At 60.0% G+C, this 17750-nt stretch carries 17 protein-coding genes; 5 read left to right on the top strand and 12 right to left on the bottom strand.

Translation table 11 applies throughout. The annotated features are described in order from the left end of the window. The first annotated feature begins 105 nt into the window (after positions 1-105). The 4 genes from KHO07_RS04150 (at position 106) to KHO07_RS04135 (ending at position 4412) form a co-directional block, all read left to right on the top strand. Complete coding sequence (locus tag KHO07_RS04150) at positions 106-1128, top strand: outer membrane protein assembly factor BamD (protein ID WP_075948413.1); 1023 nt, start codon at positions 106-108, stop codon at positions 1126-1128. Positions 1129-1265: 137 nt separating this feature from the next. Beyond that, entirely contained in the window at positions 1266-1499 is a 234-nt protein-coding gene (locus tag KHO07_RS04145) for a PP0621 family protein (protein ID WP_212626532.1), read from the top strand. Then, the gene (locus KHO07_RS04140) at positions 1489-3078 is read left to right on the top strand and encodes an ATP-binding protein (protein WP_212627585.1); all 1590 of its coding nucleotides are present in this window, start codon (positions 1489-1491) and stop codon (positions 3076-3078) included. Before KHO07_RS04145 ends, KHO07_RS04140 begins: the two co-directional genes overlap by 11 nt. A 2-nt stretch (positions 3079-3080) precedes the next feature. After that, a complete protein-coding gene (locus KHO07_RS04135) occupies positions 3081-4412 on the top strand; it encodes a sigma-54 dependent transcriptional regulator (protein WP_150734754.1) in 1332 nt (443 codons plus the stop codon). 15 nt (positions 4413-4427) lie between these two features. Here KHO07_RS04135 and thiO read toward each other — a convergent pair whose 3' ends face one another. From thiO to KHO07_RS04100, 7 genes are read right to left on the bottom strand one after another with little or no spacing between them, the layout of a single operon-like run. Beyond that, positions 4428-5528, bottom strand: coding sequence for a glycine oxidase ThiO (gene thiO, locus KHO07_RS04130; RefSeq protein ID WP_212626531.1), 1101 nt, complete (start codon positions 5526-5528; stop codon positions 4428-4430). Between the two features lie 56 nt (positions 5529-5584). Further along, complete coding sequence (locus KHO07_RS04125) at positions 5585-5986, bottom strand: type IV pilin protein (RefSeq protein WP_150734752.1); 402 nt, start codon at positions 5984-5986, stop codon at positions 5585-5587. A 14-nt stretch (positions 5987-6000) separates the two neighbouring features. Next, positions 6001-9096, bottom strand: a complete 3096-nt coding sequence (locus tag KHO07_RS04120; RefSeq protein ID WP_212626530.1) for a PilC/PilY family type IV pilus protein — start codon at positions 9094-9096, stop codon at positions 6001-6003. Beyond that, positions 9083-9562: a PilX N-terminal domain-containing pilus assembly protein gene (locus KHO07_RS04115; RefSeq protein WP_212626529.1), complete on the bottom strand. Its 480-nt coding sequence runs from the start codon at positions 9560-9562 to the stop codon at positions 9083-9085. Before KHO07_RS04115 ends, KHO07_RS04120 begins: the two co-directional genes overlap by 14 nt. A gap of 11 nt (positions 9563-9573) precedes the next feature. Continuing rightward, a complete protein-coding gene (locus tag KHO07_RS04110) occupies positions 9574-10287 on the bottom strand; it encodes a prepilin-type N-terminal cleavage/methylation domain-containing protein (RefSeq protein WP_212626528.1) in 714 nt (237 codons plus the stop codon). After that, positions 10284-10733 (bottom strand): type IV pilus modification protein PilV, encoded by a 450-nt coding sequence (gene pilV, locus KHO07_RS04105; RefSeq protein WP_150734748.1) that lies wholly within the window; start codon positions 10731-10733, stop codon positions 10284-10286. Before pilV ends, KHO07_RS04110 begins: the two co-directional genes overlap by 4 nt. After that, entirely contained in the window at positions 10730-11203 is a 474-nt protein-coding gene (locus KHO07_RS04100) for a GspH/FimT family pseudopilin (protein WP_212626527.1), read from the bottom strand. Before KHO07_RS04100 ends, pilV begins: the two co-directional genes overlap by 4 nt. 129 nt (positions 11204-11332) lie before the next feature. On the opposite strand from KHO07_RS04100, the gene KHO07_RS04095 reads away from it, so the two are divergent. Further along, positions 11333-11890, top strand: a complete 558-nt coding sequence (locus tag KHO07_RS04095; RefSeq protein ID WP_150734746.1) for a GspH/FimT family pseudopilin — start codon at positions 11333-11335, stop codon at positions 11888-11890. On the opposite strand, the gene ispH is transcribed toward KHO07_RS04095, so the two are convergent. From ispH to ribF, 5 genes are all read right to left on the bottom strand, one after another. Beyond that, on the bottom strand, positions 11859-12806 hold the full coding sequence (gene ispH / locus KHO07_RS04090; protein WP_150734745.1) for a 4-hydroxy-3-methylbut-2-enyl diphosphate reductase: 948 nt from the start codon (positions 12804-12806) through the stop codon (positions 11859-11861). The genes KHO07_RS04095 and ispH overlap by 32 nt on opposite strands. Before the next feature lie 163 nt (positions 12807-12969). After that, positions 12970-13407, bottom strand: coding sequence for an FKBP-type peptidyl-prolyl cis-trans isomerase (gene fkpB, locus KHO07_RS04085; RefSeq protein WP_172668667.1), 438 nt, complete (start codon positions 13405-13407; stop codon positions 12970-12972). Between the two features lie 7 nt (positions 13408-13414). Then, entirely contained in the window at positions 13415-13927 is a 513-nt protein-coding gene (lspA, locus tag KHO07_RS04080) for a signal peptidase II (protein ID WP_150734744.1), read from the bottom strand. Beyond that, positions 13920-16751: an isoleucine--tRNA ligase gene (ileS, locus tag KHO07_RS04075; RefSeq protein WP_212626526.1), complete on the bottom strand. Its 2832-nt coding sequence runs from the start codon at positions 16749-16751 to the stop codon at positions 13920-13922. The genes lspA and ileS overlap by 8 nt, the downstream gene beginning before the upstream one ends. Further along, positions 16752-17702 carry a bifunctional riboflavin kinase/FAD synthetase gene (ribF, locus tag KHO07_RS04070; RefSeq protein WP_212626525.1) on the bottom strand — a complete coding sequence of 317 codons (951 nt, stop codon included), beginning with the start codon at positions 17700-17702 and terminating at the stop codon, positions 16752-16754. Positions 17703-17750 lie beyond the last annotated feature (48 nt).

Here is a 17750-nt window from a genome sequence, read left to right as displayed (position 1 = left end):
GTGGTTAAATACGGCGTCTTTTGCCCCGAGGCTATTCAACGGGGCGCTCATCATAACAGGACGGCCACGCCCAAGACAGCGGCCGTCATAGGGACGCAAGCCGCCATGCAAGTGAAACACCTGCTGCTGATCGCCATCCTCGCATTGACCGCTGCTTGCTCATCGAAGGAAGTCGTAGACGAAAACCTGAGTGAAGTCGAGTTGTACCAACAGGCTCAAGCCGACCTGGACAACAACAGCTACACCAGTGCCACCGCCAAGCTGAAGGCTCTGGAATCGCGTTATCCGTTCGGTCGTTATGCCGATCAGGCGCAACTCGAGCTCATCTACGCCAACTACAAGAACGCCGAACCAGAGGCTGCAAAAGCCGCTGCGGAGCGTTTCATTCGTCTGCATCCACAGCACCCGAATGTCGATTACGCGTATTACCTCAAAGGCCTGACGTCTTTCGACCAGGACGTTGGCCTGCTGTCGCGCTTCCTGCCGCTGGACATGACCAAGCGTGACCCGGGGGCCGCGCGCGACTCTTACAACGAGTTCGCCCAGCTGACCAGCCGCTTCCCGAACAGCCGCTACTCGCCTGACGCCAAGCAGCGGATGATCTACCTGCGCAACCTGCTGGCAGCCTACGAGATCCACGTGGCCGACTATTACCTGACCCGTCAGGCCTATGTCGCTGCTGCAAACCGTGGTCGCTACGTAGTGGAAAACTTCCAGGAAACCCCTTCGGTCGGTGACGGCCTGGCGGTGATGACCGAGTCCTACCAGCGTCTGCACCTGGACGATCTGGCCGCCACCAGCCTTGAAACCCTGAAGCTCAACTACCCGAACCACCCATCGCTGGTTGATGGTCAGTTCGTGCCGTCGGTTGCCGAAGCCGACAACCGTTCGTGGCTGAGCAAGGCCACCCTGGGCCTGATCGAATCCCGTCCTCCGCTGCCGCCGGGAGAGACCCGTGCCAACCAGGACGTGCAGAAGCAGTTCCAGGACGCGAAAGAAGCCATTCCGAACGAACTCAAGCCTAAAGATGCTGACGGCGAAGTGATCGAGGAAGAAGAGCACGAAGCGCAAGGCAACAACGAAGACCGTTCGTGGTTCAGCTACATGACCTTCGGCGTGTTCGACTGACACGACCGGCGGTACAAAAAGGGAGACTCTTGAGTCTCCCTTTTTTATTGCCGTTTTTTTGTGAATGCCAATTGCACTGTGCGCCTGTCATGTCCCCGGCTAAACTGCCGGTTCATCAGCCAATAAAGCAGCTCATCATGCTTCGTTTACTCTTCTGGATCGCCGTGATTGCCGCCGCGGTGTGGTTCTGGCGCAAGTACAAGAGCCAGGTGTCCTCCCCCAAGCCCAATGCCGAGCTGGAAGCCGCGCCGATGGTCCGATGCGCCCATTGCGGCGTGCACCTGCCTCGCGACCGCGCGCTGAGCCTTCAACAACAGTGGTATTGCAGCCAGGCTCACCTTGAGCAAGGCCCCGGTTCCAGTGATCGCTGAGGCGTCCAGTCACGGCGGCAAACAGGCTCAGCGACTGCTGCGCCTTTATCATCTCTACCGTTTAAGCGTCGGCATCATTCTGGTGTTGCTGATCTCCAGCAACATGGACAACCAGTTGCTGACGTCAGCCAATGACGACCTGCTGCGCAGTGGCAGCTGGTTGTACCTGGTGCTGAATATTCTGCTGGTGGTCTTCTTCGAGAACACCCGCCGCCCGGCACAACTGTTCAGCCTGGCGCTGCTCGACGTCTTGCTGCTGTGCGGCCTGTTCTATGCCGGCGGCGGTGTGGCCAGCGCCATCGGTAACTTGCTGATCGTCTCGGTGGCCATCAGCAATACCTTGGTGCGAAGGCGCATCGGCCTGTTGATTGCCGCCGTCGCGGCGATCGGCATCGTCGGCTCAAGCTTTCTGCTGGGTTTTACCCACCGCGCCAGTCCCAATGACTACTTGCAGGTCGGCACCCTCGGCGCCCTGTGTTTTGCCGCCGCACTGCTGGTACAAGGCCTGGTCCGACGCCTGGAAGTCAGCGAAACGCTGGTGGAACAGAAGGTCAGCGAAGTCGTCGGCCTTGAAGCGCTCAATGCCCTGATCCTGCAACGCATGCGCACCGGCATCCTGGTGCTCGACGACCAGCGCCGCGTGCAATTGGCCAATCAGAGTGCCTTGGCCCTGCTGGGTTGCGATCGCCTTGAAGGCCAACTGATCGACGACCACTTCCCGTCGCTCGTCGAACGTCTGCACCTGTGGCTCAACAACCCGACACTGCGCCCCCAAAGCCTGAAAATCGCCAGCAGCGGCATGGAGCTGCAACCCAGTTTCATCGCCCTGGACCCGAGCCCCCAACACCAAACCCTGGTTTTTCTGGAAGATCTCGCGCAAATCGCCCAACAAGCCCAACAACTGAAACTCGCCGCCCTCGGCCGCCTGACCGCCGGCATCGCCCATGAAATCCGCAATCCGTTGGGTGCCATCAGTCATGCCGCGCAGCTATTGCGAGAATCTGAGGAACTGAACAGCGCGGATCAACGTCTGACGCAGATTATTCAAGACCACTCTCAGCGCATGAATCGGGTAATCGAAAACGTCCTGCAATTGTCCCGCCGCCAGCAGACCGTGGCGCAACGCCTCGACTTGAAGCCGTGGCTGCAACAGTTCGTCACGCAAACCCGCGAGGCCGCGACCGAGCGCCAGCAGATCCACCTGAACATCGGCCCCGGTGACTTCACGACCCTGATGGACCCGAACCAACTGCACCAGATCATCGACAACCTGATACGCAACGCGTGGCGCCACAGCGCGCAAAACCACGACATGGCGCAGGTCTGGCTTGAGTTGTTCATCGAACCCGGCAGCCAGTTGCCGATCCTCGAAGTGCTGGATGACGGCGCCGGCGTGCCGCTGGATCATCAGGCGCAACTGTTCGAACCTTTCTTCACCACCAGTCACCAGGGCACCGGCCTTGGGCTGTATCTGTCCCGTGAGCTGTGCGAAAGCAACCAGGCCCGCCTAGACTTCAAACCACGCCAAGGCGGCGGCTGCTTTCGCATCACCTTTGCTCACGGACGGAAACAAAGTTGAATATGAGCCCACGGCAAAAAGTCTTGATCGTCGACGACGAACCGGACATCCGCGAACTCCTGGAAATCACCCTGGGACGGATGAAACTCGACACCTACAGCGCGCGTGACGCGAGCGAGGCCCTGGCCCTGCTCAAGCGCGAGACCTTCGATCTGTGCCTGACCGACATGCGCCTGCCGGATGGCACCGGCCTGGAGCTGGTGCAGCACATCCAGCAACGCTACCCCCAGACCCCGGTGGCCATGATCACCGCGTACGGCAACGTCGACACGGCGATTAACGCGCTCAAGGCCGGTGCATTCGACTTCCTCACCAAACCGGTGGACCTTAATCGCTTGCGGGAACTGGTCAGCAGCGCCCTGCTCCTGCCTGCCCCCGGCGGCGTGATTGATCGACGCCTGCTGGGCGACTCATTGCCCATGCGCAATTTACGCAAACAGATCGACAAACTGGCGCGCAGCCAGGCCCCGGTGTACATCAGTGGCGAATCCGGTAGCGGCAAGGAACTGGTGGCCCGATTGATCCATGACCGCGGCCCGCGGGCCAACCAGGCGTTCGTTCCGGTCAACTGCGGAGCGATTCCGTCGGAACTGATGGAAAGCGAGTTTTTCGGTCATCGCAAAGGCAGCTTCAGCGGCGCCATCGAAGACAAGCCGGGACTGTTCCAGGCCGCCCAGGGTGGCACGCTGTTTCTTGACGAGGTGGCAGACCTGCCGCTGCCGATGCAGGTCAAACTGTTGCGGGCGATTCAGGAAAAAGCCGTTCGCAGCGTCGGTGGCCAGCAGGAAATGGTGGTCGATGTGCGCATTCTTTGCGCTACCCACAAGGACCTTGGCGCCGAAGTCGCCGCGGAACGCTTTCGCCAGGATTTGTATTACCGCTTGAACGTGATCGAACTGCGCGTACCGCCCTTGCGCGAACGCCGTGACGACATCGAGCCGTTGGCCAGCCACGTGCTCAAGCGCCTGGCTGCCGACACCGGTCAACCGGTGGCAAAACTGCACCCACAAGCACTCGACGCGCTGAAAAGCTACCGTTTCCCCGGCAATGTGCGGGAACTGGAGAACATGCTCGAGCGGGCTCACACCCTCTGCGAGAACAAACAGATCGAGGCCGGCGACTTGCGACTGGCCGAGGGAAACTGCATGCCTGAGGGTGGGTTGCCGGATTTGACGCAGATCGACAATCTTGAAGCGTATCTGGAAAACGTCGAGCGTCAGCTGATTCTCCAGGCACTGGAAGAAACCCGCTGGAACCGCACGGCGGCGGCTCAGCGGCTGAATCTTTCGTTCAGGTCAATGCGTTACAGGCTGAAGAAGCTGGGTCTGGATTGATCTTTTGGTCCTGCTTCAGATCCGCCCCGTCGGCGCATACGGCGCCGGATCAATGATCGGCTCGCGCCCCAACATCACATCGGCAAACAACTGACACGACGCCGGTGCCAGCACCAAGCCATTGCGGAAATGCCCGCAGTTTAGCCACAACCCGTCAAACCCCGGCACCTGGCCAATGTACGGAATGCCTTCCGGCGAGCCCGGACGCAAGCCGGCCCAATGCCCGACCACTTCGGCATCCGCCAGCGCTGGAATCAGCTCCACCGCCGAGGCCTTGAGGCTCTCCAGGGCCGATTCGGTTGGCGTCTTGTCGTAGCCTTCATGCTCCAGCGTACTGCCAATCAGAATGTGCCCGTCACGGCGAGGAATCGCATAGCGCCCCTTGGCCAGCACCATGCTCGGCAGAAAATCCGCCGCGCACTTGTAGAGAATCATCTGCCCTTTCACGGGTTCGACCGGCAGCGTGAGATCGAGACTCTTGAGCAAGTCGCCGCTCCAGGCGCCGGCCGTCAGGACCACTTGATCACCTTTGATCGCGCCCGTGGAAGTCTGCACACCGACAATCTTCTCGCCTTCGCGAATGAACCCGCTGACCTCACACTGCTCATGAATCGTCACGTTCGGCAGTGCCTGCAGCGCAGCCCTGAGCGACTTCACCAAGCGCGGATTGCGCACGTTAGCGACATCGGCCATGTAGATGGCCCGGGAAAAACCACCACCCAGTACCGGCACCGCGTCGTGCGCCACCGAGATATCCACAGACCGCAACGGACGATTCTCCCGTGCCGCCCAGGCCAGCGCCTCGGCTTCGTCGTCCAGATCGAGCCAGTACAGGCCAGTGACATGCACCTCGGGATCGACCCCGGTGGCAGCAAACAGGCGCTCACCCAGCTGTGGATAAAAATCCTGGGACCAATGAGCCAGGGCGGTGACCGCCGGGTTGTAACGCCATGGGTAGAGCGGCGAAACGATGCCACCCCCCGCCCACGACGACTCTTGCCCGACGTTCGATCGGTCCAGCAGCACAACGCTCTGCACTTCGGACGCGAGATTGAATGCCGTCAGCAGGCCGATTACCCCGCCACCGACAATCACCACTTGCTGTTGCCTGTTCATATTCTGATCCAACCGATAAATAGACAGAGGGCGCAAAAGGCGCCCGAAAAGAACACTCAGCGACCCCAGCAATCCTTGGTGGTCAGGCCAGCCGTGGCGTTGACCATGCTGCGCACGCCAGTATTGGTGATGGTGAAATCACCGCACTTGTCCGTCGCCATGGATGTACCGGCTTTGCGCACAGCCGTCAGCAGGAAGGTCTGGTCGGTCAGGGTCGACGCGATGGTGTAGTAATCGTTACCGGGGCTCAGGCCGGCAACGCCGGTGTAGACATTCTTTTGCGAATAGAACCGTTCGAGAAGCTGCGCCTGCTCGGACAGCAGACCGGCCACTTCGGCGCGACGGCCCTTCTTCAGGTACTCGGTGAAGCTCGGTGCCGCGATGGTCATGACAATCCCGATGATCGCAATCACGATCATGATTTCGATCAGGGTAAAACCACGATTGGATCTGTGCATGCCTCAACTCTCACTTACTGTATTTGTCGCCACATGATGCGACGGCTGCCGCCACCGGATTTTTCCACCAGTGTGGTGATGCCGCCACTGGAATCGTTCACGACCTTGCGGGTCCCGCCATTGACGATGGCGTTCAAGGTCGGATTGCCACCGGTGAAAATTACACCGCTGGACACCGTATCGTTGCTGTCGACCAGGCCATCGCCATTGGTGTCGAGCACGGCGTAGTTGAGCATCTTACCGCTGAACGCATCGAGTTCGACCAGTTTGCCGGTACCGAAGCTGGCACACGGATCAGTGGTGTCGACGCTGGCCGTGGTAAAGACGATTCGCCCAAGGATCAGACTGGCCTGATTGATCACCCGCTCGCCAGTCAGTGCGCTGTTGTACACCAGCGGCAAATACCAGCCTTTTTCCGCCGGATAGGTCACCTCGTTCTGGCTGGTGGTGATGAATTGGCCTGAGCTGCCCGAGAACACACCGGTCACCGCCTGCACCTGCAGGTTCGAGGTGCTGATCTGCCCGGAACCGCCATCCGCATCCCACACCGCGTAGAACGCCTGTAAATCCTTGTTGGTCTTGTCCGCCGTTTCGTTGAATTTCCCCGTGCCGAAAAATACCACCTTGCCACCCAGCGAGTTATCCGCCAGCAGAGGTTGCGCGGTGATTGGCTGGGTCGCGCCCCCCGCAGCGGTAAACAACGGTTTGCCGGAAAACGCTACGCCCCAGGTGTCCGTGGCGGTACCGCTCAAATCAAACTTCCACAGCCGCCCCTTCAAGTCTCCGCCATACGCGGCCTGCACGACGTTCTGCGAGTTGACCTTGAGCTTCACCGAGGACAACCCGTTGCTGGTTTCGGTGTTGTCGATGATGATTTTCCTGATCAGCGAGCCGTCGCGAACATCGACCACGTACAACGCCGCGACCCCGGAGTTGCTGCCGTAGCCATTGGAAATGAATGCAGCCCACCGACCGTCAGCCAAGCGTGCCACTTCCGGACGGGCATAGGCATAACCCAGATCATTGAAAGCGTTGGCCGTGTTCGGGGTGGCCGGCGCGCTGATTTCCCACAACGCCCTGGTCGCGTTACCGGCCGATGCATCGAACAATTGCAGCGCATAGAACGTTCGCCCTCCCGCCCCGGTGCCGCCCAGCGCGAGGGTTTTCCAGGCACTGTTGAACTGGGCATCGAACACCCCCACCTGGCCGTCCACCAGGAACTTGTGGCTGACACCGTTGATGTACGCCGTATCGGCGATATAGCGCAACGACGGCAGCACACTCGACGGCATATAGGCGTAACGTCGAGCGCCGTTGGCGGAGTTGATGACGTTTACAAAACCGTCGTTGGCGTTGACCACCAGGCTGGCATTCATGTTGGCCGCTTTGCTGGCCAGGTAAGTGCTGTAGGTGTTGTCGCCGGAAAGATCGGAAGCGGTTTTATCCGTTGGTGACGCCAGGGCCAACGGTGAGTTGATGATGTCTCCCAACAGAACACTGCGCACTTTGAGTCCGGTCTTGTTGATGCCTTTGCTCCACTCCACCAGATCACTGCCGGTGATGCCGGTGGGCAGGCCCTGATTGAGGGTGGTTTGCTGGATTGTGGAAAAGTTGGCGTAGGCTAACGTCACGGCCGTGTTGGTTTGGCTGTTCCAGGACTGATAGACCGGTGCTGTGGCTGCGGGCACGATGGCTGTGTCAGTCGTCCACAGCACTGCACTGGTATTGACCGCGCCACTGGCGGTAAAGCCGTAGGCCTTGATCGTGCCGCGCCAGTCCTTGGGGTCGTAGCTGGTCTGGAAGTAGCTGGTGCCGCTGGCGAGAGTCGTCCCGCTGGTGGCGCCGCTGCCGCCGGAACCGGCCTTCGAGGTGATATCGCTCAGAGCGTTAGACAGCGCGGCGTTCAAGCCGGCGCTGTCCGTCGCCTGATAGTACTTGCCCTGACCGTAGCTGGCGGCATCCGACAGCATCTGGTTCGCCGCAGTAAAACCGACGGTGTAGGTGTTCATGTTCTGCTTGGGGAAATCGCTGGCGTCCCAGCTTTTACCCGCCAGGTCGGTCCCGGTGGAACGCATGTCGATGTCAAAGGCGAATTTGGCGATGTCGTCGAGGTAAAGAGCGTCGCCTTCTTCATCCCCGGTTTCCGGAGCATCTCCATCGTTGTTGACACTGTCCCAATTGGGAAGTCGAGGACCTCCTTTGGTGACAGCCTGGGGATCATTGCCCGGGAGGGTCCGGTCGAACGTGGGTAAACCATCGGTGATCACTACACCGTAATTTTTCTGACAACGATACTGAATCGGACTGGTATAGGTGGCGGGCGACGAGTTGTAGTAAGGCGCCATCCCACGCATGTAACGGGTCACTTCGTAGTAGGTTTCCGCCAATGGCGTGTTGGCGACGGCGCTCAGGCCATTGATCGAAGAAATCAGCGCGTTGTAGTTGGCGTCCACCGACAGATCACTGACCGCCCGGGCAATGTAGCCGCCGTTGCCTGGGTTATTGCTGACGGGGGGATTGAACGTCGCCAGACCGATACGCAACGAGCGATTGCTGGTGACCAGATTCTTGGAGACGTCCTGTGCAACGCTGATCCGGTACTCATCGGGAATGGCATTGGCGCCCGAGGTGAAATCGCGATTTGAACCGTTGGCCAGCCCCAACAGATACGCCAGATAGTTCGCCGTGTAGCGGGTGTTTTCATTGCCGACGGGGTCGGGCAGTTTCAGGCAGATCCGCGTCAACCCGAGAAATCCGCGATAGAAACCGTACCAATTGCCGTTGGTCGAGCAACCACCGCGGTTCAGGCTCGACAGGGCGATGTTGGTGTCACTCATATCGAGATTCTGACCACCGATGCATGACAGGTTGGAGTTGCACATCGCAATCTGCGCACGACTGGCCGTGGGATCGAAGCCCGGCGCCCAGATGATGTTGTTCATGCTCCCCGAATTGTCGATCATCAACATCACATTCGGCGCCACGGCCGCCGCGCTCAATAGCGGCGAGTCCGACGGCGTGAAGGCATAGACCGGTGCCGCCAGATACAGCCCCAGAGCAACGCCACACAGCATCCGCCACAGCCCGGCGCCCCCATCAGTACTTCGCATAAATACTCTCCACCACACTGCGCGAACTACCCGCGATGCCCACGGCGGTCACCCGGTACAACGTCGCCGACGTGTTGCTCGGCACGTTCACGGCCGTGAGGGTGGTGCCAATATTCTGCACCCCATAAAAGCCATTGCCCGAAGCGATCCAGGTCACACCCGAGGTGGCATTGAAACCGGCGGCCTTGACGGTGGCAGACTCGGCCGGCGGCGCGCACTGACTGGTGCCGCTGCACACTGCCAATGAATAGCTGTCGAGTTGCACCGCACTTTCACCGACACGCAACGCCGCTTCGGCGCCCTGAAACGATTGATTGCGCAAGCTCACACTGCCGGCCATCTTTTCCTGCAGGGTGGCGTTCTGCATCGATGAAACACCAATCAACGTCAGCAACAACAGAAACACCAGACTGACCAGCAACGCCATGCCACGCTGAGGATGAGAAGCCACGGCAGAGAAATTCATCGGCCCTCCGCTCATGGCAGGCGGTTGCGCAGCGCGGCAACCACGTTGAAGGTTTGATTGCTGACCCGGTTTTTAGGGTCGGTGAGGGTCAGGCTCAATCGCACGCTACGAATGCGCGCGGGGTCAGACGGGTTGCTGCTGTAACTGGAGGCCGACGAATCGGCCGCAGAACTGGCGAGGCCGAAACTCACGTTGAAGGCACTGACGTTATCCACCAGCACCTGCTGGGCCGGTGTGCCTCTGCCGACACCCATCGTCAACTGGCCATTCTTCAAGCTGTAGATCAACCGTCGGATCGGGAATGCCAGTTGCCCCGAGGCCGGCGTGCGCGAGTCGCTATAGGCCGTCGCCGTGTTTCGACAATCCGATATCACCGTCCAGGTCGGCGTCCCGCCGCTGCTGCCGACGTCCGCCGTCACCAGGGTCAGCTTGAGATTGGCGTTATCCCAACTGATCGGGGTAATTTGAGCCCCGTTGAATTCACCTGCCGAACTGGCGTCGGTAATCGTTCCCAGACAACCGAACATGCCCACCATGCGGATTTCCTGAATCATTTTGCTCAGCACGAAACGTGCGTCTTCCTGCATCGCAGCGGCGGCGTTCTGGCTGACGTAGGTGTTTTTCGAGGCAATGAAAACCTGCACAACCCCCAGCACCACCACCAGGCTCAAGGCCAGGGCGATCAGCAATTCGATCAGGCCGAAGCCTCTTTGCCGGCGGTTCATGGCGTCGATACCGGGTCGACGGTGGCACGGCTGGTGAGGACGAAGCTGCGACGCGAATTGGCACTGTTGGCAGCCCGGGAGTCGTCCCAGGTGATGGTGATCGTATAAACCCGCTGATTGAGCGCAATGCTGCCCGTGGCGGTGGGACCACCGAAATTGACGATATTGCTGGTGAAGTCGTAGAGATCCTGGTCCCGGGCTACGTTGAGGTTGCCGGAAGTCGGCGGTGTCACGGTGTAGTCGGCGGCTGAATTGGCGCGGATGCGGTCCATCATGTCGTAGGCGATGAAACTGGCCTGACTGGTCATGCGCGCACTGTCGGTGTATTTCAGCGCATTCAATTGAAAAGCAGCAGCGCCCAGTAGCCCTACGCTCAGAATCAACAACGCCACCAGAACTTCAATCAACGTCATGCCGTCCTGTGCATGCTTGCGCCCTTGCCTCATCCGCAACTTCCACCCAATAGAATTCGTCCGTTCAAACACACATTCAGCGTCCTGCTTTGCGCCCCCAGTACATAGCTGATCACCACCGCCGTAGACGATGACGACAGCCCTCCGAGATTGTTGAAATCAATGGCGGTCACTCCTGAGGTTAGCGTCAGAGTCGCTCCGCTGCCCATCGCTGGAACAACCCGCAATACATTGGCCGAAGTGCCAGTACTGTCATAAACCGCCAGCTCCCCGGTCCAGACGCTGCCGCCCGCCGTGGGCCGAAGCCGTGTCGTCACGCCCCGGTCAATGGCCTCCAGCCGGGCGAAATTAAGACTGCGTTGCAGGTCGCCGATTTCCGTGTCGGCCCTGGTCGTTTGTGCCGAACGGGTAAACGCCGGGACGGCCAGAGTGATCAGCACCAGAAAGATCCCCAACGCGATCAGCAACTCGACCAGCGTGAAACCTTTTGAACGATGTTCCATCAGTGCCCTCCGTTGCCGTCGGCTATACCTGCAGTTACACGCTAGAACATTCAGCCGCCCCAGCGCGGTTGATTTGCCATCTGCCGTGCATGGATTGTGCGGACCACACCACTCCAGGGAGGGGATGTCATGCGTCAGCAAGGTTTCAGCCTGGTTGAACTGCTTATGGGACTGACGATTGTCGGGATTGTTCTGCATTTGGTCAGCCCGGCGTTCGCCGCAGTCACCGAATCGAACCTTCGCGAGCAGGCGGCAGAGTCGCTTTACAGTGGCATCCGCACCGCCAGAACCGAGGCCATTGCGCGCCATCAGAGCGTGATGATCCACGCCATCAATGGCGACTGGAGCCAAGGGTGGCGAATCATTCTGGATATCAGTGGCAAGGGACAAAAAGACGCCAGCAATCCGCTGCTGGTGGAGCGTCAGAGCGGTACGCGGGTGCCGATCGTCGGCAACCGACCGGTCAGCACATTCGTGCGTTTCAGCAGTCTGGGTGAGCCACAGTTCGCCAGGGGGGAATTTCAGGCAGGAACATTACATGTTTGCGCCGCTCGCGAACCGGTGAGCCAGTACCAGGTGGTGCTGGCGCCGACCGGTCGCGTCAGCCTGCGCAGCGTGCAGGCTGAGCAGGCGTTGTGCGCAGAGGGGAAAACGCTTAAAGCAGGGAGCGCACGCGCAGTTCTTTAGGCATGGAGAACGTAATGTTCTCCTCACGACCGGCCAGTTCATCGGCACCGGTAGCGCCCCAGGCCTGCAACTGCTGGATCACACCACGCACCAGCACTTCCGGTGCAGAGGCACCAGCGGTAATGCCGATGCGCTCGACACCGTCGAACCAGCTCTTTTGCAGATCTTCGGCACCATCAATCAGATAAGCCGGCGTGGACATACGCTCAGCGAGTTCACGCAGGCGATTGGAGTTCGAGCTGTTCGGACTGCCGACCACCAACACCACATCGCACTCGTCAGCCAGTTGCTTGACCGCGTCCTGGCGGTTTTGCGTGGCGTAGCAGATGTCGTCCTTGCGCGGGCCACCGATGGCCGGGAAACGCGTACGCAGGGCGTCGATGACGCGGCTGGTATCGTCCATGGACAAGGTGGTCTGGGTCACGAACGCCAGTTTTTCGGGGTTGTTCACTTGCAGTTCGGCGACATCCTTTTCGTCTTCGACGAGGTAGATCGCGCCGCCATTGCTGGCATCGTACTGGCCCATGGTGCCTTCGACTTCCGGGTGTCCGGCGTGGCCGATGAGGATGCACTCACGACCGTCGCGGCTGTAACGGGCGACTTCGATGTGCACCTTGGTCACCAGCGGGCACGTGGCGTCGAACACTTTCAGGCCACGGCCGGCAGCTTCGGTACGCACGGCTTGGGACACGCCGTGGGCACTGAAGATCACGATCACGTCGTCCGGCACCTGATCCAGCTCTTCGACGAAGATCGCCCCGCGGTTACGCAGGTCTTCGACGACGAATTTGTTGTGGACCACTTCGTGGCGCACATAGATCGGCGGCCCGAATACTTCCAGGGCGCGGTTGACGATTTCGATCGCCCGGTCCACGCCGGCGCAGAAGCCACGGGGGTTGGCGAGTTTGATTTGCATGCTGTGCCTCGTGTCTTGCGCGCAAGAAATAGCGAAAACTATGGAAACCTGCCGTGGGAGCGAGCCTGCTCGCGAAAGCGGTGTGTCAGACGACATCAATGTTGAATGTCAGTCAGCCTTCGCGAGCAAGTTCGCTCCCACATTTTTGACCGTGTCCGATCAGTTACAGCGCTTTGACGGAAATGATTTCCACGTCAAAGGTCAGCGTCTTGCCAGCCAGCGGATGGTTGAAGTCGATGGTCACTTGCGCGTCATCGAACTCTTTGACCACACCCGGCAACTCAGTATTGGCCGCATCGTTGAAGATCACCAGCAAACCCGGCGACAGGTCCATGTCCTGGAACTGTGAACGCGGGATGATCTGCACGTTTTGCGGGTTGGGCTGGCCGAAAGCATTTTCCGGCTCAATGCTCAGGGTACGCTTGTCGCCAGCCTTGAAACCGAACAGCGCCGCTTCGAAACCTGGCAACAGGTTACCGTCGCCGACCTTGAAGGTCGCCGGGGCTTTGTCGAAGGTGCTGTCCACCGTGTCGCCGTTCTCCAGGCGCAATGCGAAATGCAAGGTGACTTCCGTGTTCTGGCCGATGCGTTGCTCAGCCAATACCTGTTCAGTCATGAACGGCTTCTCCGGTCTTTTTACTTTTGAACATATCCAGGGCCAGCATCACGGCACCGACAGTGATTGCACTGTCAGCAAAGTTGAATGCCGGGAAGTACCAGCGGTTCTGCCAGTGCACCAGAATGAAATCGATCACATGGCCCAGGGCAATGCGGTCATACAGGTTGCCCAGCGCGCCACCGAGCACCAGTGCCAGCGCAACCGCCAGCCAGGTTTCGTTTCGCCCCAGACGCTTGAGCCACACCACCAGCACCGCGCTGACCACAATTGCGATCAGGGCAAACAACCAGCGCTGCCAGCCGGAGCTGTCAGCCAGGAAGCTGAACGCCGCGCCAGTGTTGTAGGCCAGGGTCCAGCTGAAGTAATCGGGAATGATCACGATCTGCTGGTACATCTCGAGCTTGCCTTCGAAGTAGAACTTGCTGGCCTGGTCGATGACCAGGACCAACAAACTCAACCAGAGCCAGCTCAGTCGCCCGAAGCGACCAACGGCATTAGGCATAGTGACGGACCTCGCCGGCGCCGCTGATGTTGTCGACGCAACGACCGCAGATTTCCGGATGCTCAGGGTTCACACCGACGTCTTCACGGCAGTGCCAGCAACGGGCGCACTTGGCGAAGGCCGACTTGACGATCTTCAGCTTCAGGCCGCTGACTTCAGTAACGACTGCATCGGCAGGCGCCTGTACGAATGGCGCAACGCTGGCGGTCGAGGTGATCAGTACAAAACGCAGCTCGTTGCTCAGCTTGGCCAGATCGGCGCTCAAGGCGTCTTCGGCGAACAGCGTCACTTCGGCTTGCAGGTTGCCACCGACGGCCTTGGCCGCCCGCTGGATTTCCATCTCTTTGTTGACCGCGACCTTCACTTCCATGATGCGATCCCAGTAGGCGCGACCCAGCTCGAAGCCTTCCGGCAGTTCGGTCAGGCCTTCATACCAGGTGTTGAGCATGACGGACTCGTTACGCTCGCCCGGCAGGTACTGCCACAGCTCGTCGGCGGTGAACGCCAGGATCGGCGCGATCCAGCGCACCAGCGCTTCGCTGATGTGGAACAGCGCGGTCTGGCACGAGCGACGGGCCTTGCTGTCGGCACCGGTGGTGTACTGGCGGTCCTTGATGATGTCGAGGTAGAAACCGCCCAGTTCCTGCACGCAGAAGTTGTGGATCTTCGAATACACGTTCCAGAAACGGTATTCGCCGTAGTGCTCTTGCAACTCGCGTTGCAGCAGCAAAGTACGGTCCACGGCCCAACGGTCCAGTGCGAGCATTTCTTCAGCCGGCAGCAGGTCGGTGGCCGGGTTGAAACCGGTCAGGTTGGAAAGCAGGAAGCGCGCGGTGTTACGGATACGCCGGTAGGCGTCCGCACTGCGTTGCAGGATCTGCTCGGACACCGCCATTTCACCGGAGTAATCGGTCGAGGCAACCCACAGACGCATGATGTCGGCGCCCAGGGTGTCGTTGACCTTTTGCGGTGCAATCACGTTGCCCAGGGACTTGGACATCTTGCGGCCGGACTCGTCGACGGTGAAACCGTGGGTCAGCAGCTCGCGGTACGGCGCGTGGTTGTCGATGGCGCAACCGGTCAACAGCGACGAGTGGAACCAGCCACGGTGTTGGTCCGAACCTTCCAGGTACAGGTCGGCGCGAGGACCGGTTTCGTGACCCATCGGGTGAGAACCGCGCAGGACGTGCCAGTGCGTGGTGCCCGAGTCGAACCAGACGTCGAGGGTGTCGCTGATCTTGTCGTACTGCGGTGCTTCATCGCCCAGCAGCTCGGCGGCATCCAGCTTGAACCAGGCTTCGATGCCTTCGACTTCGACACGCTTGGCAACGTCTTCCATCAGCTCAACGGTCCGTGGGTGCAGCTCGCCGCTTTCCTTGTTCAGGAAGAACGGGATCGGCACGCCCCAGTTGCGCTGCCGGGAAATGCACCAGTCCGGACGGTTGGCGATCATCGAGTGCAGGCGCGCCTGGCCCCAGGCCGGAACGAACTTGGTGTCTTCGATGGCTTTGAGCGAGCGTTCGCGCAGGGTGTCGCCCGTGGTCGGCTGCTTGTCCATGCCGATGAACCACTGCGCGGTGGCGCGGTAGATCAGCGGGGTCTTGTGGCGCCAGCAGTGCATGTAGCTGTGTTCAATGACAGTGGTGTGCATCAGCGCACCGACTTCGGTCAGTTTGTCGACGATGGCCGGATTGGCCTTCCAGATGAACTGGCCGCCGAAGAACTCCAGCGAGGTCGCGTAAACGCCGTTGCTTTGAACCGGATTGAGGATGTCATCGTTGACCATGCCGTATTTCTTGCAGGTCACGAAGTCGTCCACACCGTAGGCCGGCGCGGAGTGAACCACACCAGTGCCTGCGCCCAGTTCAACGTAGTCGGCCAGGTAAACCGGCGACAGGCGGTCGTAGAACGGGTGGCGGAAGTTGATCAGCTCCAGCGCTTTACCGGTGGTGGTCGCGATGACCGAACCTTGCAGCGAATAGCGCGCCAGGCACGACTCGACCAGCTCTTCGGCCAGCACCAGCAGCTTGTCGCCGACATCGACCAGGGCGTAGTTGAATTCCGGGTGGACGTTCAGCGCCTGGTTGGCCGGGATGGTCCACGGGGTGGTGGTCCAGATCACGATCGAAGCAGGCTTGGCCAGCGATGGCAGACCGAACGCGGCAGCCAGTTGGGTTTCATCGGCAATCGGGAACGCCACATCGATGGTCGAGGACTTCTTGTTCTCGTACTCGACTTCGGCTTCGGCCAGGGCCGAACCGCAATCGAAGCACCAGTTCACGGGCTTGAGGCCCTTGAACACGAAACCGCCTTTTACGATTTCAGCCAAGGCACGGATTTCACCGGCCTCGTTCTTGAAGTCCATGGTCTTGTACGGGTTGGCGAAGTCGCCCAGCACGCCCAGACGGATGAATTCGGACTTCTGGCCTTCGATCTGCTCGGTGGCGTAGGCACGGCACAGTTCGCGGGTCTTGTCCGCGCCCAGGTTCTTGCCGTGGGTCACTTCGACTTTGTGCTCGATCGGCAGACCGTGGCAGTCCCAGCCCGGAACATAAGGCGCGTCGAAGCCCGACAGGGTCTTCGAGCGAATGATCATGTCCTTGAGAATCTTGTTCAGTGCGTGACCGATGTGGATCGTGCCGTTGGCGTACGGAGGACCGTCGTGCAGGACGAACTTCGGACGATCCTTGCCAATCTCGCGCAACTTTCCGTACAGGCCAATACTGTCCCAGCGCTGCAGAATCTGCGGTTCGCGCTGTGGCAGGCCGGCCTTCATTGGGAAGGCGGTGTCCGGAAGGTTTAGCGTGGCTTTATAGTCGGTCATTTAAGGCTCTTCATTAGCGATTGGCGCTAGGTGCGACAGGGCACGGGCGGCGGCGACATCCGCATTGATCGCCGTCTTAAGCGCCTCCAGAGAGGCGAAGCGCTGCTCTTCACGCAGCTTTTGGTGGAAAACCACCGTCATACGCCGGTCATACAGATCGCCGGCAAAATCTAAAAGATGGACTTCGAGGTGGGCTTTGCCATCCCCTTGGACCGTAGGTCGAACGCCGATATTGGCGACACCCGGCCAGGTCTTGCCGTCGAGGTCGACACTGACCAGGTAAACCCCGGTGAACGGCACGCGACGGCGCTTGAGTTGAATATTGGCAGTGGGCGTGCCCAGTTGGCGCGCCAGTTTCTGCCCATGCAGCACGCGACCGGCAATCCGGTACGGGCGACCGAGCAACCGTTCGGCGAGGCCAAAATCGGCAGCCGCCAGGGCATTACGCACCTGGGTACTGCTGACCCGAATGCCATCGAGCTCGACGGTCTGCGCCGCTTCAACGGTGAAGCCCTGTATGACGCCGGCCTGTTGCAGGAAATCGAAATCCCCTACCCGGTCACAGCCGAAACGGAAGTCGTCACCGACTTCAAGATGCTGCACGCCAAGGCCATCCACCAGAATGGTGTCGACGAACTCGCTGGCGCTGAGCTTGCTCAGGCGATGGTTGAAAGCCAGGCACAAGACCCGGTCGACGCCTTCGGCGGCCAGCAGTTGCAGTTTGTCACGCAAACGGGCCAGACGGGCCGGTGCGGTGTCCGGCGCGAAAAACTCTCGCGGCTGCGGCTCGAAAATCACCACGCAGCTGGGCACGCCCAACTCCAGCGCACGCTCACGCAAACGCGCCAGGATAGCCTGGTGGCCACGGTGTACACCGTCAAAGTTGCCAATAGTGGCGACACAGCCCCGATGCTGGGGGCGCAGATTGTGGAGGCCTCGAACCAGCTGCATAACGCGCTTCTTGCTCATAAAGTGGTCGATTATAACCACACCCGGCGG

This window comes from Pseudomonas sp. PP3 (assembly GCF_905336995.1).
Classification (GTDB): domain Bacteria; phylum Pseudomonadota; class Gammaproteobacteria; order Pseudomonadales; family Pseudomonadaceae; genus Aquipseudomonas; species Aquipseudomonas reinekei.
This window is presented reverse-complemented; position numbering and strand designations above follow the sequence as displayed.

Excerpts from the sequence above, each read along its gene's own strand:
- ileS (WP_212626526.1), bottom strand. The coding sequence starts at position 16,751 with ATGACCGACTATAAAGCCACGCTAAACCTTCCGGACACCGCCTTCCCA.
- ribF (WP_212626525.1), bottom strand. The coding sequence starts at position 17,702 with ATGCAGCTGGTTCGAGGCCTCCACAATCTGCGCCCCCAGCATCGGGGC.
- KHO07_RS04125 (WP_150734752.1), bottom strand. The coding sequence starts at position 5,986 with ATGCACAGATCCAATCGTGGTTTTACCCTGATCGAAATCATGATCGTG.
- KHO07_RS04135 (WP_150734754.1), top strand. The coding sequence starts at position 3,081 with ATGAGCCCACGGCAAAAAGTCTTGATCGTCGACGACGAACCGGACATC.
- lspA (WP_150734744.1), bottom strand. The coding sequence starts at position 13,927 with ATGCCTAATGCCGTTGGTCGCTTCGGGCGACTGAGCTGGCTCTGGTTG.
- KHO07_RS04110 (WP_212626528.1), bottom strand. The coding sequence starts at position 10,287 with ATGAACCGCCGGCAAAGAGGCTTCGGCCTGATCGAATTGCTGATCGCC.
- ispH (WP_150734745.1), bottom strand. The coding sequence starts at position 12,806 with ATGCAAATCAAACTCGCCAACCCCCGTGGCTTCTGCGCCGGCGTGGAC.
- KHO07_RS04115 (WP_212626529.1), bottom strand. The coding sequence starts at position 9,562 with ATGAATTTCTCTGCCGTGGCTTCTCATCCTCAGCGTGGCATGGCGTTG.
- thiO (WP_212626531.1), bottom strand. The coding sequence starts at position 5,528 with ATGAACAGGCAACAGCAAGTGGTGATTGTCGGTGGCGGGGTAATCGGC.
- KHO07_RS04150 (WP_075948413.1), top strand. The coding sequence starts at position 106 with ATGCAAGTGAAACACCTGCTGCTGATCGCCATCCTCGCATTGACCGCT.
- pilV (WP_150734748.1), bottom strand. The coding sequence starts at position 10,733 with ATGAGGCAAGGGCGCAAGCATGCACAGGACGGCATGACGTTGATTGAA.
- KHO07_RS04100 (WP_212626527.1), bottom strand. The coding sequence starts at position 11,203 with ATGGAACATCGTTCAAAAGGTTTCACGCTGGTCGAGTTGCTGATCGCG.
- KHO07_RS04095 (WP_150734746.1), top strand. The coding sequence starts at position 11,333 with ATGCGTCAGCAAGGTTTCAGCCTGGTTGAACTGCTTATGGGACTGACG.
- KHO07_RS04145 (WP_212626532.1), top strand. The coding sequence starts at position 1,266 with ATGCTTCGTTTACTCTTCTGGATCGCCGTGATTGCCGCCGCGGTGTGG.
- KHO07_RS04120 (WP_212626530.1), bottom strand. The coding sequence starts at position 9,096 with ATGCGAAGTACTGATGGGGGCGCCGGGCTGTGGCGGATGCTGTGTGGC.